General features: G+C 44.7%; 9 protein-coding genes and 1 riboswitch. Of the genes, 5 read left to right on the forward strand and 4 right to left on the reverse strand.

Annotated elements, in window-relative coordinates:
* Positions 1-110: 110 nt before the first annotated feature.
* The gene (locus tag K0I62_RS03590; protein ID WP_220070163.1) at positions 111-1,379 is read left to right on the forward strand and encodes a dicarboxylate/amino acid:cation symporter; all 1,269 of its coding nucleotides are present in this window, start codon (positions 111-113) and stop codon (positions 1,377-1,379) included.
* Positions 1,380-1,448: 69 nt separating this feature from the next.
* On the opposite strand, the gene K0I62_RS03595 is transcribed toward K0I62_RS03590, so the two are convergent.
* Entirely contained in the window at positions 1,449-2,828 is a 1,380-nt protein-coding gene (locus K0I62_RS03595) for a sigma-54-dependent transcriptional regulator (protein ID WP_220070164.1), read from the reverse strand.
* A gap of 4 nt (positions 2,829-2,832) precedes the next feature.
* On the reverse strand, positions 2,833-4,803 hold the full coding sequence (locus K0I62_RS03600; RefSeq protein ID WP_220070165.1) for an ATP-binding protein: 1,971 nt from the start codon (positions 4,801-4,803) through the stop codon (positions 2,833-2,835).
* Positions 4,804-5,200: 397 nt separating this feature from the next.
* Here K0I62_RS03600 and K0I62_RS03605 point away from each other — a divergent pair, with 397 nt between their 5' ends.
* Positions 5,201-6,997, forward strand: a complete 1,797-nt coding sequence (locus tag K0I62_RS03605; protein WP_220070166.1) for a flavocytochrome c — start codon at positions 5,201-5,203, stop codon at positions 6,995-6,997.
* A gap of 877 nt (positions 6,998-7,874) precedes the next feature.
* A complete protein-coding gene (locus tag K0I62_RS03610; RefSeq protein WP_220070167.1) occupies positions 7,875-8,852 on the forward strand; it encodes a transposase in 978 nt (325 codons plus the stop codon).
* A gap of 381 nt (positions 8,853-9,233) precedes the next feature.
* On the opposite strand, the gene K0I62_RS03615 is transcribed toward K0I62_RS03610, so the two are convergent.
* A complete protein-coding gene (locus tag K0I62_RS03615; protein WP_220070168.1) occupies positions 9,234-10,223 on the reverse strand; it encodes a class 1 fructose-bisphosphatase in 990 nt (329 codons plus the stop codon).
* Positions 10,224-10,431: 208 nt separating this feature from the next.
* Between K0I62_RS03615 and K0I62_RS03620 the strand changes: the two genes are divergently transcribed.
* Positions 10,432-12,684: a S9 family peptidase gene (locus K0I62_RS03620; RefSeq protein WP_220070169.1), complete on the forward strand. Its 2,253-nt coding sequence runs from the start codon at positions 10,432-10,434 to the stop codon at positions 12,682-12,684.
* Between the two features lie 333 nt (positions 12,685-13,017).
* On the opposite strand, the gene arcA is transcribed toward K0I62_RS03620, so the two are convergent.
* Positions 13,018-13,737, reverse strand: coding sequence for a two-component system response regulator ArcA (gene arcA, locus K0I62_RS03625; protein ID WP_220061907.1), 720 nt, complete (start codon positions 13,735-13,737; stop codon positions 13,018-13,020).
* A gap of 573 nt (positions 13,738-14,310) precedes the next feature.
* On the opposite strand from arcA, the gene K0I62_RS03630 reads away from it, so the two are divergent.
* The gene (locus K0I62_RS03630; RefSeq protein ID WP_220070170.1) at positions 14,311-14,742 is read left to right on the forward strand and encodes a DUF3293 domain-containing protein; all 432 of its coding nucleotides are present in this window, start codon (positions 14,311-14,313) and stop codon (positions 14,740-14,742) included.
* 130 nt (positions 14,743-14,872) lie between these two features.
* Positions 14,873-15,046: riboswitch (Lysine riboswitch) on the forward strand.
* Positions 15,047-15,122 lie beyond the last annotated feature (76 nt).

Consider the following 15,122-nt stretch of genomic DNA (forward strand, 5'->3'; position numbering starts at 1 on the left):
TTCACTATCCTTGCCTACTTAGTGGGGTTCCCACCTCGAGTCTTGATCTCAAATGATGAGATATTTAGATAAAAGCGTGCAATTAGATACGCTAAATTAAAGGCAAACATATGACAAAATCACTTTCAACTCGGATCTTTATTGGCCTATTTTCAGGTCTAATTCTTGGCTCCATCATTCAGTATTTCCTGGCGGATATCTCGCTATTTTCTGGCATGACAGTCGAAGTCGCCTCTGGTGTGGGCACCATGTTTGTGAACATGATCATGATGATGGTCGTTCCGCTGGTATTCGTCAGTATTGTGTGTGGTGTGTTGGAGTTAGATGATCTTAAAAGCTTTGGACGCTTAGGTGGCAAAACTTTTGGTTTTTACATCATCAATACCTTAGTCGCTATCTTTGCGGCATTAGTGGTTGCTCTGCTATTAAAACCGGGCCTTGGGGTCGACATGTCTGGCGGCACTGGAGCAGAGATCACCGCGACCGAGTTGCCTAATTTGATGCAGCTTATTGTTAATATTGTGCCTAATAACCCCGTGTCGGCATTCACCTCTGGCAACATGCTACAAGTTATCTTTATGGCATTGTTAGTGGGTGGCGTACTCAAGTCGATGGGCAGTGCGGTACCTTTGCTGACTCAAGGTTTTCAAGAAGGCAACAAGCTGATGATGAAACTCATCGGCCTAGTGATGCAACTGGCGCCTTTCGGGGTGTTTGCTTTGATGCTTAAGCTTGGAGCGACCTTAGAAGCCAGTTTGTTTATGAGTGTTATCGAATATATGGTGGTGATTATCTCATTATTACTGCTGTGGATTTTCGTAGTATACCCGGTTGCCGTGAGTCTATTTTCGTCGGTTAGCGCGAAAGAGTTTCGTGCTAAGACGCAAGAGCAGATCCTGTTTTCACTATCGACTGCCAGCTCTAATGCGACTATCCCAGTGACCATGCGCACCTTGACCGAAAAGTTAGGTGTTAAGCGCGCAGTTGCGGGGTTTGGTGTTCCGTTAGGCGCGACGATGAACATGGGCGGCGTATCGATTTACATCACTATTGCTATCTTCTTTGTGGCGAACTCCTTTGGTGCGCCTATTGCGATGGAGCAGTTGCCATCGTTGCTATTTAGTATCTTCCTACTGTCAGTTGGAGCTGGTGGTGTGCCAGGTGGTGGAATGGTAATGATAGGTGTGCTTATTCATCAGATGGGGTTACCTATTGAAGCCTTCGTGATTGTGGCAGCCCTAGATCGATTGATAGATATGGTATTGACCTCGTGTAACGTGGTGGGTGATGCGGCGGTGTTGACCATTGTCGATGCCACAGAAAAAGAGCATGAGTCTGAAGAAGCTGAAGCTAGACTGGCACAAACGAATCAAGCCTAAATCTGGTTTTGACCTAAAAAGCTCGCCTTTAAAGCGAGCTTTTTAGTTTTTGCATGTTCAATGTTATCGCTAGTGTCCTTTTAATCTTCTACTTAGCGCGCTTTGACTGATCCCCAATATCTGCGCCGCAGCGGTTTGATTATTGGCGGTTCGACTCATGGCTTCATCCATTAGGGCCTGATTCATCTGCGCTAAGGTGGGTAACACCTTGGGGAAGATAATCTGATCTTGGGGGATTTCGTGCAATGATTTGTGCTCATTAATCGCCTCGATAAACGGAGAGGTGTTAAGTGCAATACCATCGCTGCGGCTGACCGCGTCAAACACCATTCCTTTTAACTCGTGTAGGTTGCCTGGAAAATCATAATTGGCGAGTCTCGGTGCTAAGTCTGACGGTTGGATCGGCGCCGGTAAATTCATTTCGGCTGCGGCAAGCGCAATAAAATGATTGATTAGCATAGAGATATCCAGCTGACGCTCCGCTAGTGGTGGTAATTTTATTTTGTGGGCGCGCAAACGATAAAGCAGATCGCTGCGAAACTGACCCGCTTGATGGAGTTTAAGTAAGTCGTCTTGTGTCGATACCACAAATTTACATTTTACTGGGTAGGCGGTATCGCTACCTAATGGGTAATATTGTTTGGTTTCTAATAGCGCTAATAGTTTTACTTGGGCGTTAAGCGGTAGCGCGCCAATTTCATTTAGATAGAGGACACCGCTGCCCACTTGATGGAGTAATCCAGCAACGGCTTCTAATTCACCATTGCTGTGATGATAGAGTTGGCCACACATTTTCTGTTCGAATGATTCGCTATTAATGCCCGCTAAGTTGATGCTAATAAAGGGCTCGTTTGGGCTATATAGGCTATGGCAAGACTTGGCAAACTCGCTTTTACCTGTACCGCTGGCACCATAAATGAGTAATGGCTCAGGGCTACATGAGACGGCTTCGAGATAGCGAAATTGATCTAATATCTGTGGTTCGCAGGTCAATATATTATTAAAGGCTTGGGGGTTATCTAAGCTGCGACTTAAAAATTTCTCTTTGATGTAGAGGTAGTTTCTTTCAAGCCCGACGACTTCGAGTGCTCGGCGCACCGTGTGGGCGAGATCGTCCACATTGTCTGTTTTAATGAAGTAATCATAGGCGCCTTTTTTAATGCAGCGCACTGCTGTATCGACCTCATTCACGCCTGTCACAATAATCACCCGAGTGTTGGGAAACTCAGTACGGATCATGGCTAGCAACTCTTCACCAGAGTGAAACGGCATCGTCAAATCGAGCAGCACTAGAGCATAGTCGCCCACTTGAAGTCGGTTCTTCACTTGGCGACTATCGACGCAGCTGTCGATATCGGCCTCGGGAACCAGACGACTTAGCGTTACCGCAAGTGTTCGGAGCCAAGAGGCTTCATCGTCGACTAAAAGAATATTTCTGGCCAGTTTCATCTTGTTAATCCTGTTGTTCCAATGCGAAGGTCAGGCGGATCTGTGTGCCTTTACCCAGACTCGATTGCACCTGCATTTCTCCGCGGTGCTCTTTGATTATTCGGCTACATACCGATAACCCTAATCCACTACCTCCTAGGTTGCGTCTCGTGGTGAAAAAGGGTTCAGTTATACGCTTTAATGTGGCGCTATCCATGCCGCAGCCGTTGTCAGTGATACTCAATATGGCTTTATCATCTTCAACATGAGTTTCTATCACTATGGCCCCAGATTGTTCAGAGCAAGCATGGCAAGCATTTTGGATAAGATTAATCAGTACTTGATGTAGCTGCTGAGCATCGCCCTTAATGTGCGGGCTTGGTTCACACTGCATGGTGGTTACTTGGTGATATTTAGTTTGATTTGCTGTCAGGCGCAGCGCGACTTGGACCACATCATTGAGACACACTTGGGTATATTCGTCGGCAACATGAGGCATGGCGTAACGTTTTAGATCGTTAACGATCCGGCTGATACGCTTTGCACCCTCTTCGATAGTGTTGCAGCTATGAGATAGCTCCTCCATGGCCACTTGGGGTTGTAGTCCAGCAACCTGCCAAAAGGGGTTTTGCTTCTGATAATGTACCGTGGCAGGCGTTAAGTCTTTTATTGCGGCACTAAATAGCGATACCGCATGCACGATTAATCCCGTTGGATTATTTATTTCGTGGGCAATACCTGCCGATAATTCACCAAGCGAGGCAAGGCGACTCGCTTCTTCATTGGCTTGTCGTAGGCGATGTTGCTCTGTGGACTCTTCAAGCAGAATAACGACCTGATCTTCGGCAATAGGGTGTATCTGTAGTTGCCAATACTGTTGTTGGTACTGCATGTCGGCAATGAAGGAGCTCTGGCTTGATAGTACATCAAGTACCGCTGTCTTTAGGACGAAAGAGCGATTGTCGATATAGAAAAATTCGTCGGAAACCAGCAAGTGGATATTGTTGTCATTACTCCATAAGCGTTGTAACTCTTGGTTGACTATGGTGACTCCATGGGGGATCCCATCAAGCACAGATTGGAATTGTTTCGACAGCTCGGATATTTCAGCTTCTATTCGGTTGCGTTGAATTAGCTCGGCGTCGAGCGCCTTAGTATGGCGACGTAAGCTAGCACTAATAAATCCGGTATAGATCATCCCGATGGCAGAGATGACAGCCACTAAAATGGCTAAGGAAAACATCCGCTTTTCGGTAGAGGTTAAGTCAACTTTTTCTCGCCCAGTACCAAACCATTTATTGACGAGTTTGTCATATTCGCCAGACAGTTTGAGTTGTCTAAGTGCGTCATTTATCTGATTCATTAGCGCGTTTTTTTCGCCGTTGCAAACAAAGTTAAACGCACCATAGATGAGCGCATTGCTTGAGCTACGTACCGATGGGTAGAGGGGGAGTAAACGCCTTGCGACGAAGTTTTCAGCAATAACGACATCAATTTTGCCGTCAATCATCTGCTGAAATCCTGTCTCATAGAGATCGACATCCACTCGTTCAAAGTTTTGTGGATAGCCAGATAGGTATACATCTACAAATGCACTTTTTTTGATAGCAACACGCTTACCAACCAGATCGGCCCAGTTGTTTATTAGTGCTTTGCCCTGCAGCGTATACGCTTTTGCATGGGTGGCATAGATGGGATCGGATTGATTTAACTTACGATCTAAATTTACAGGGCTCACCACAGCGATAACATCGATATCGCTATTAGGATTATGCACATCTTCTAGTAACTGCTGGAAGCTCTTGCGGCGCACTATGATGCGCTTGTCTATTAGCTGGCCGATTCGATTTATCAATTCGATGTTAAACCCTTGATCGACTCCGTTATTACGCCACTCTAATGGCGCTGTTTTTGAGTGAACGCCAAAGACAATGCTTTCCTGGGCTAGCAGGGAAGAGGGGATGATACTGAACAGGATAATTAGGAGATATTTCATAGCGTAATTTTACCTCCAACCTGTCATTGAAACTGTGCTGTATTGCGCGAATTAGCAAATCGTTATATACATTTTACGTTAATGTAGAGTCAATGTGATCTATCTCTACATGGGCTATGCAAAATTGCATATACCTCTTTGTGGCTATGCATCTTTGCATAGGCAGTTTTACTGCTTGTGATTGAGGTGTCATTTATCACTCTACTTCTGGTTATTTTATTGCTGGTCCTAAGGCGATGGGTAAAGATTAAATCGAGCGAAAGTAATAGTCGTTCAAATCAAGATAAGTTTTGACGCTACTTTCGAAAGTGAATACCACTTCAACCTTAATAAAATAATGAGAGTGCTTCTATAGTTAGCAGGCTAATCGTCGTTAAATGTAGAAGGGGGAGCAAAAATGAAAAAGATGAAACTTGCAGTCTGTCTTGCCACATTAATGGGCACAGCCGGTCTAGTGGGCAATGCTATAGCGGCTGATAATTTAGCCGAATTCCACGTGCAAAACCAAGAATGTGATAGCTGCCATACACCAGACGGTGAACTATCAAATGACAGTTTAACTTATGAAAATGCACAATGTGTTTCTTGTCACGGTACTCTAGCTGAGGTGGCTGAAAGCACTAAACATGAACATTACAATGCTCATGACTCTCATTTCCCTGGCGATGTAGCATGTACCTCATGTCACAGCGCTCATGAAAAATCTATGGTTTACTGTGACTCTTGCCATAGCTTCGATTTTAACATGCCATATGCTAAGAAGTGGGAGCGTAACGAGCCTACTATTGCTGAATTGGCAAAAGACAAATCAGAACGTCAAGCAGCTCTTGCTAGCGCACCGCATGATACCGTTGACGTAGTGGTTGTAGGTTCTGGCGGCGCAGGTTTCTCTGCTGCAGTTTCTGCTCATGATAATGGCGCTAAAGTTATTCTTATCGAGAAAGAACCCGTTATTGGTGGTAACGCTAAGTTAGCCGCTGGTGGTATGAACGCGGCTTGGACCGATCAACAAAAAGCCAAAGATATTACCGATAGCCCAGAGTTAATGTATAAGGACACCATGAAAGGTGGCCGTAACATTAACGATCCAGCATTAGTTGAAATTTTAAGCTCACACTCTAAAGGTTCTGTCGATTGGATGACCGCGATGGGCGCCGATCTGAACGATGTGGGCCGTATGGGTGGCGCATCAGTTAACCGTTCACACCGTCCAACGGGTGGTGCTGGTGTTGGGGCTCACGTGGTTCAAGTGCTTTATGATAATGCGGTTAAACGTAACATCGATTTACGCATGAACACCCGCGGTATCGAAATACTTAAAGACGATAGCGGTAAAGTTAAAGGTATCCTCGTTAAGGGTATGTATAAGGGATACTACTGGGTTAAAGCGGATGCGGTTATTCTTGCTACTGGTGGTTTCGCTAAGAACAATGAACGCGTCGCTAAGTTTGATCCTAAGCTAAAAGGCTTTATCTCTACTAACCAACCTGGTGCGGTAGGTGATGGTATCGATGTGGCTGAAAATGCTGGCGCAGCGATGAAAGATATCGAATATATCCAAGCTCACCCAACTTTATCTGTTAAAGGTGGTGTAATGGTGACCGAAGCCGTTCGTGGTAACGGTGCAATTTTGGTTAACCGTGAAGGTAAGCGTTTCGTTAACGAAATCACTACTCGTGATAAAGCGTCTGCGGCTATTCTTAATCAAACGGGTAAATCAGCCTTCTTGATTTTCGATGATTCAGTACGTAAATCATTGAAGAAAATTGATAAGTACATTGGTTTAGGTGTCGCGCCAACAGCGGATAGCTTAGTTAAACTCGGTGATATGCCTGGTGTTGGAATTGACGGCAAAGCCTTGACTGAAACGGTTGCACGTTACAATAGTTTTGTGACTAGCGGTAAAGATGCTGATTTTGAGCGTCCAAACCTGCCTCGTGCACTTAACGAAGGTAATTACTACGCTATCGAAGTGACTCCTGGTGTTCATCACACTATGGGGGGCGTGATGATCGATACTAAAGCGGAAGTGATGAATGCTAAGAAACAGGTTATTCCTGGCCTATATGGCGCTGGTGAAGTCACTGGTGGTGTTCATGGTGCTAACCGCTTAGGGGGTAACGCTATCTCTGACATCATCACTTTCGGTCGTCTAGCGGGTGAAGAAGCGGCGAAATACGCTAAGAAGAACTAAATCTTCTTATCAATCTAACTTATAGATTATTAACATAATTTATTAATATAGGTTGTTGGCATAGTTTAGTAAGACTCAAAGGTGGCTAGGAAGCCGCCGCTAAAAAAGCCACAGTATTGCACTGTGGCTTTTTTGCATTTTACTGGCGAGGTGGTTGTTTCTGTAGGGGTTGCTTAGGTAGCGTTTGTTCAAGTAGCGTTGGGCTGTGTTTTTTGGGAAGTGGGTTTGAAGGTCGTACCTTCACTGTTACTTATCGCCTGTCCGGCGAGGAATGTGCAAGCACTCTTTTGGCTCGGTGAGTGAAGCATAGCTTCGAGCTCACGAACGAGAGGCAGGGATTGCCGAACTGGCTTTTAAACAAGGATGTTGTTCGAGCACTTCCATGTGGGCTCTGCGAAATCATCCATGATTTCGAAGGCCAAAACCGCGCTTACACTGGGTCATGTTATCTCTTCGATTTGACAGTGTTTGGTGTGACTTGAGAATTAAAAGCTAAGAAGGTTTTGCCCCAAAGTTTGTTGCCCTTGGAATGAAGGGATGGCATTTTTTTATGTTTGCTTGAGTAGCGTTTGGCCGCATCTTATTTGTTAAGTGTGCTTGAAGGTCACACCTTCACTGTTACTAATCGCCTGTCCGGCGAGGAATGTGCAAGCGCTCTTTTGGCTTGCCGCGAGCACATCCATCAGGGCTCAGCGAAATCATCCATGATTTCGAAGGCCAAAACCGCACTTACACTAGGTGATTTTATCTCTTCGATTTGACAGTCTTTGGTGTGACTCACCCATCGTTAATGCACCATCGTTAAGACACCCATCGTTAATGGCGCAGAGGTTAACCTCCGGCTATGCTTTGGAAGAGCATGAACAAGGAGGTTTTTATGCCACGCCCTCGCAGAACTCAAATAAGCATCGAAGACACACCCTATTATCATTGTTGTAGCCGCGTTGTTCGCCGTGCGTTCTTATGCGGAGAAGACCAATACACGGGTAAAAATTATGACCATCGTCGGGGGTGGGTTGAAGCCCAAATACAGAAGCTATCAGAAGTGTTTGCCATTGATGTAGCAGCCTATTGTGTAATGAGCAATCATCTTCACCTAGTGCTTCATATCGATATCGAGACGGTGAATAACTGGTCAGATAGACAAGTGGTTGAACAGTGGCATAAGTTGTTTACCGGTAATGACCTAACTCAACGCTTTGTCAAAGGTGAGTTAATTGAAGTGCATTTCGTTAGCCAGTTAAAACACCTTATTGCCACTTATCGCTCAAGACTCAGTGATGTCAGTTGGTTTATGCGCTGCCTCAATGAGCCCATCGCTAGGCAAGCCAACATGGAAGATAACTGCACAGGGCACTTTTGGGAGGGACGCTTTAAAAGCCAAGCCTTACTTGATGAAGCTGCACTGTTAGCCTGTATGGCGTATGTTGAGTTAAACCCTGTTAGAGCTAAGATAGCCAGCACTCCAGAGCACAGTGACTACACCAGTATCCAATTACGTATTAATGCAGCACTGAACGGTGAGCAGCCTAAGCCTCTTTTGCCGTTTATTGGTAATGAGCGAACGCAACAACCGAAAGGCATAGCGTTCAGCTTTAAAGATTACCTTGAGTTGGTGGACGAAACTGGACGGGTTATCCGAGAAGATAAACGAGGCGCTATTTCTAAAAGTGCTGAGAATATCTTGCAACGAATTAATGTTCCAGCAGAAACCTGGCTCAAATTAACGACAGATTTTGGCAAACTCTTTAGAGGGCCAGTTGGTTCAGTGCAAGAGGTTGATGACTATTATACCCACCTAGAAAAACGACGAAGGCACTTTGCAAGTAGTTGCCAGCACCTTCAGTTCAGCTAGCCTTTAGCCGCTCTCCACTTCTGCATTCGGCCTGTTAGTCAGGTCAATTTGTGATGCCTTAAATTCTACTTTTTTATTATCTTTTCACTTATTCAAACCTATTTTCTGCTCCGCTGACTGCCATATCGATGAGTTTTCTCATTTGTCATGCTTATCTGGATAGGCGTAGAAACCACTAGCAAATAGTGGTGCTATGTTATTGATTAACTATGGGTGGCTCGGTCTTTCGTGGCGGTCTTTCGTAGCTTGGTCTTTCGCAAAACCTAATCTGTAAGACGCTGCAAGTAATCGATAGCTCAAAATGTCATAGTTAGAGGTAATAAAAAAGTCGCCCTTGGCGACTTTTTTCTGTTGCGAGTGACACGGGCAATTGGCTAACGCCTACAGGCTCGGCTCTTCGCTGTAATCAACACCGTGGTATTCAAGGCAGGCATCGACTTCGTTGGCAGAGCCTAAGATCACCGCCGCACGCTGGTGGATGTGGGTCGGCGCGATATCCATAATGTTCTCATAGCCCGTCGAGGCTTTACCGCCTGCTTGCTCTACAAGGAACGACATAGGATTGGCCTCATACATCAAACGCAGCTTATATGGCTTCTCAGGGTTCTTGTTGTCGGTAGGGTAGGTAAATAAGCCGCCACGAGAGAGTACACGGTGAACATCGCCCACCATGGCCGCAATCCAGCGCATGTTGAATGATTTTTCGCGAGGGCCAATCTTACCCAGTAGCAGATCGCTAATGTAGGTTTGCATTGGGGCTTCCCAGAAGCGCTGGTTTGACATATTGATGGCAAATTCGCTTGTGTCTTTGCTGATTGACATGGCTTCATCGGTTAGCAGGTATTCATTGGTTTCAGGGTTTAGGGTAAACAGTTGCACCCCTTGGCCTGTGGTTAATGCCAGCATAGTTGAAGGACCATAGAGCACATAACCTGCGGCAACTTGGTTGCGACCTGATTGTAGGAAACTTTGCTCGCTTAATTCACCTGTTGGTGCTGGAAGCACTGAGAAAATCGTGCCTACAAGTGAGTTAATATCGATATTTGATGAGCCATCTAATGGATCGAAGCACACCAAGTAATCGCCATTCTGGCCGACCTCAACGATATCATCTTCCTCTTCAGAGGCTAAACCACGCACAGTGCTGTCGGCTTTTAAGGCATCTTTTAGCATGTCGTTGGTGATGATATCTAACTTTTTCTGGGTTTCACCTTGAACATTTTCTTGCTCGGTAGCACCGAGTACACCCGCTAAAGCACCGCGACGAACGGCGTAGCTAATCGCTTTCGAGGTGTCGGCTAGGGTAAGAATAAGCTGAGATAAGGGGGCTTCTATCCCTTGTGAACTGAGGTTTTGCGCCAGAGTTTGCATGTTATTTCCTATGACATAGAGAGTTAAGCTTACGCTTAAGGTCAGATCCAGATTATATGTTTTAATTATGTTGGTGATTCTACCCCAGTTTTGCTGTTTTTTCAGTGTCAAAGTGGTTGGTTTTTGTTTTTTGCTAGTTTGAGGCACAATGCTCGAGCCTGTATGCTACTCAGGTTTATCGAATTCGTTTTATATCCAGGACATAATAATGACTAAAAAATGGATAAGTTCAGCCCTTATGGCGGTGCCTATGCTTTTATCTCAATCTGTGATCGCTTCTCAAGTTGGTTTAGAACAGCCTGTTGGCGGCAACACTCCTTTAACCATCGAACGGCTTTATGCTTCCCCAGCCCTCGCAGGTACTAGCCCTCGCGGCTTAAAGCTCTCACCCGATGGCAAGTTAGTTACCTATCTTGCCGGGCGCAGTGACGATCAATACTTCTATGACCTATGGCAGATGGAGGTGGCTACGGGGAAGCAGCAAATCTTACTCAATGCCGATCGATTAAAAAGTGCTGAACTCTCGGATGAAGAGAAAGCGAGGCGCGAACGTCAGCGCATCTATGGTGACGGGATAATGGAATATTTTTGGGCTGATGATAGCAAGGCCATTTTAATTCCTGCATCTGGCGCGCTTTATTATTACTCTATTGCCGATGGTAAGGTTGCCGAGCTGCCTACGGGTGAGGGTTTTACTACTGATGCGAGGCTTTCTCCTAAAGGCAATTTTGTCTCTTTTGTTCGCGATCAAAATCTTTATGTTTTAAATCTCAGTACGAAAACCTTAACCGCGCTAACTACCGATGGTGGCGGGGCGATTAAAAATGGTATGGCAGAGTTTGTCGCTCAAGAAGAGATGGACCGCATGACAGGCTACTGGTGGGCACCCGATGAGTCGTCGATTGCCTTTACCCGTATTGACGAGTCGGGTGTCGAGCAGGTGACACGTAACGAAATTTATGCCGATGGTATTAAGCTCACCGAACAGCGTTATCCCTATGCGGGTAAAAATAACGTCACCATCGAGCTTGCTGTGGTGAACATTAATGACAACAAAGTTAAGTGGATCGATATCGGTGAAGACAAAGATATCTATCTGCCGAGAGTAAAATGGCTACCCAATAGCAAGCTGTTATCGTTTCAGTGGCAAAGCCGCGATCAGCAGACGTTAGATCTACGTATTGCTGACTTAAGAGATAATGAGGCGCCAGTTACTGTCATACGAGAACAAAGTGATGCGTGGGTTAATCTCAATAACGATCTGCATTTTTTGAAAAAGCAGCCCGAGTTGATCTGGGCGTCGGAACGTGATGGTTACAACCATCTTTATCTTTTTGATCTACAGGGGCGCTTAATCAGACAGTTGACCCGTGGTGATTGGGCTGTCGACGAAGTGGAGTTTATCGATGAAAAAGCCGGCTGGGTTTATTTTACTGGTCGCAAAGCAAGCATCATCGAAAAGCACTTGTTCAGAGTAGCGTTAAAAGGTGGCAAGGTTGAGCAGGTAAGCGAGCGAAGTGGTATGCATGGCCCGGTATTTGCCGATAATCAAGCCGTGTATCTCGATTATTTTAATAGCCTAGCTCAGCCGCCACAGATCAGTTTGCATGGCGCCAAAGGTGAGCATTTAGCTTGGGTTGAGCAGAATAAAGTCGATCAGGCTCACCCGCTTTATTCCTTCTTCGGTCAATGGCAACTGCCTGAGTTTGGTCAGATAAAAGCCGAAGATGGTCAGGCGTTGCAATATCGTCTATTTAAACCCACCTCCTTTGATGCAACCAAAAAGTACCCCGTTGTGGTGCGTGTGTACGGTGGGCCTCATGCTCAGTTGGTGGTTAACAGCTGGAGCGAGCAAGATTACTTTACTCAGTATCTACTGCAGCAAGGCTTTATCGTGTTTCAGCTCGATAATCGCGGCTCTGCCCATCGTGGTACTCAGTTTGAGCATGTGATCTATAAGCATCTGGGCGAAGCCGAGGTGAACGATCAAAAGGCGGGCGTCGATTTTCTGCGTAGCCTAAATTATGTCGATGGTGACAATATTGCTATCTATGGTCATAGCTATGGTGGTTACATGGCATTGATGAGCCTGTTCAAAGCGCCGACCCACTTTAAAGCGGCAATTTCTGGAGCACCCGTTACTGATTGGTCACTGTATGACACTCATTACACCGAACGTTATCTTTCACACCCCGACAGCAATGCCAAAGGTTATGAAGCCAGCAGCGTATTACCTTATGTGAAAGATTATCAATCTGGTCTGTTGATGTATCACGGCATGGCTGATGATAACGTGTTGTTTGAAAACAGTACTCGCGTCTACAAGGCGCTTCAAGATGAAGGTAAGCTGTTCCAAATGATCGATTACCCAGGCTCTAAGCACTCCATGCGCGGCGAGAAGGTGAGAACTCATCTTTATCGTTCATTGGCTGACTTCTTGGATAAGCAGTTGAAACACTAGGCTATCGCGCTTAGTCTTAGCCAAAAATAAAGCCCTGTTGCTTGGGATAATAAGCGGCAGGGCTTTTTGTTATCGGAAAAAAATGAGTGTTTATTAACGGTTGACTCCCGCAGATTGTATCAAGTCCATATATGGATTTGATGCAATCCCTATCTAAAAGCTCGTTTGACAATCTTATTCTTTAGTTCATAGGCATATGGCAGTCGCCAAGCTCACCGTGGAGCAGAGGTATCAGCATATTCCCTGCCGGACAGGCAATTCAAAACATAAAAAAACCACGGTTTGTAGACCGTGGTTTTTAATCAAATCACATTTGCGCTAGCTGGATGTGATTTATGCTTCTTCTAAGTTACCGCAGAAACGATAGCCTTCACCGTGAATGGTCGCGATGATTTCTGGCGTATCTGGTAAGCTTTCAAAATGCTTACGGATACGACGGATAGTCACATCTACAGTACGATCATGTGGCTTAAGCTCACGACCTGTCATTTTCATTAATAAATCTGCACGAGTCAGAATTTTACCTGGATTTTCAACGAAGTGCAGCATTGCGCGGAATTCACTACGTGGTAACTTGTATGACTCGCCTTGTGGGCTCACCAATGAGCGGCTGTTGATCTCTAAGCTCCAACCATTGAAGCGGTAGTATTCAACAGAGCTTTTCTCTTCTGTTTCTGCGCCAGTGCTATTTACACGAGTTAGCAGGTTACGAGCTCGGATAGTTAATTCTCGAGGATTGAACGGCTTAGTGATGTAATCATCGGCACCAATTTCAAGCCCTAGAATCTTATCAACTTCGTTATCACGGCCCGTTAGGAAGATTAGACCGATATTATTGATTTCACGGAGTTCGCGAGCTAATAAAAGACCATTCTTGCCTGGAAGGTTGATATCCATAACAACTAGATTGATTTTATTTTCCTGCATTGCTTTATGCATTTCTGCGCCATCATTGGCTTCAGTTACCACATATCCTTCAGCCTCGAAAATACTTCTTAGCGTGTTCCGGGTAACGGCTTCATCTTCAACGATCAGAATGTGCGGGTTTTGCATATTTATTTACCTAATATTTGTTTAAATCTGTTCTAACCATGAGCGCCTGATGGTGCTGTGGCCTATCTTGTCTTGCTGACCATTACTGATTCACGTAGGTGTTTCCATAAAACTGGCCTGAAACAGCAACACACTTCATGATTAGTAAAGTATGCGTATCTTGATAACAAGCTACGCGAATTGTATTCACTTCGATTAACTGTAGTAGGAAATAGTTCCTTTAACTATCAACTATTTTCAAGTTTAAATGTTAAAACAGCCTAAGCTTACATTTTATACAGGAAACTGACTAACTTTGTGCTACTGCCTCAGGAGCAAGATGTAACAAAAAGTATTTCATCGTTAGATGAGTGGAAGTGAATCAAGCTGCTATTGTACTCGTTTTAGTCATTTGTTAACAAATGAAATGTTAACAAATTTGCTTTGAGATTTGATCTGTGTCACTAAAAATTCTCTATGTCATTGTTATTTAGTGAATTAATAAAAATTAATAAAGTGATGTATATCACAGGTATAGTAAGTGGGCGCTATTTTGCTATAATTTCCAGAGTCTAATTTAGGAATGATTTAGTGATGAGTACCGAGATTGATCATTTTTGGCACTGTTATCAGCAAACACAATTTCTATTAACCCAAACATTTTCTCCCTTATTATCCTTCGCAATAATTACTGCTCATAATCCGAGAGGTGAAATACTCTTCCCCTCACAGAATCGTTTGTTAGATAAGCAGCTTCAGCGGCATATATTGAAGCTACAATATCCCTACCGATCTGTGGTTGGCTGTTCATCAGACAAGAGCCATATGGAAAAAAGCTGGGCGATAACTATGGATAAAATAGATGCGGTCGCCTTAGGTCGGGTGTTTAATCAAAACGCTATCTATTATATAGAGCAAGATCAGCTGCAACTGGTTCCTTGTTTAGTTAACTATGACGAACTGTCCTTAGGGTGTTTTTCGTCGCGGGTGAGTTTAGTCAGCGGTTTGCCAGATATTTATCCTTAAAGGCTTAGCTGTTTACAATGTTGACAGGATTTGCAGAGTTGAACGAGAAACTTATTCAAATAGAATAAAAATCGTTGACTTGTTAGAGATATGTTTGCTAATTTTCGTCCATCTTAATCTTTATTGATTGAGATACAGAAGAGGAGCGTTAACTAGGTAGTAAGCTTGAAGAGTCCAAACTCTGATGACGGTTTATGAGGGAGATTAACGCCGAGATAAGCATCTGTTTGGTTCATCTGCTTATCGGTCGTCAGGGCTGAATCCCGTCGATTGTCACCTGTTTTGGTGGAGAGCTTCTGGTGGTGATCGCTGTTTCCCGTCTTGGGGTGCGTAATCTTTGCACCAGGCTCTTCGAACGAAGTTAGTTCGGAGCGTAATCA

It is taken from the genome of Shewanella psychrotolerans, assembly GCF_019457595.1.
GTDB classification, from domain to species: Bacteria; Pseudomonadota; Gammaproteobacteria; order Enterobacterales; family Shewanellaceae; genus Shewanella; species Shewanella psychrotolerans.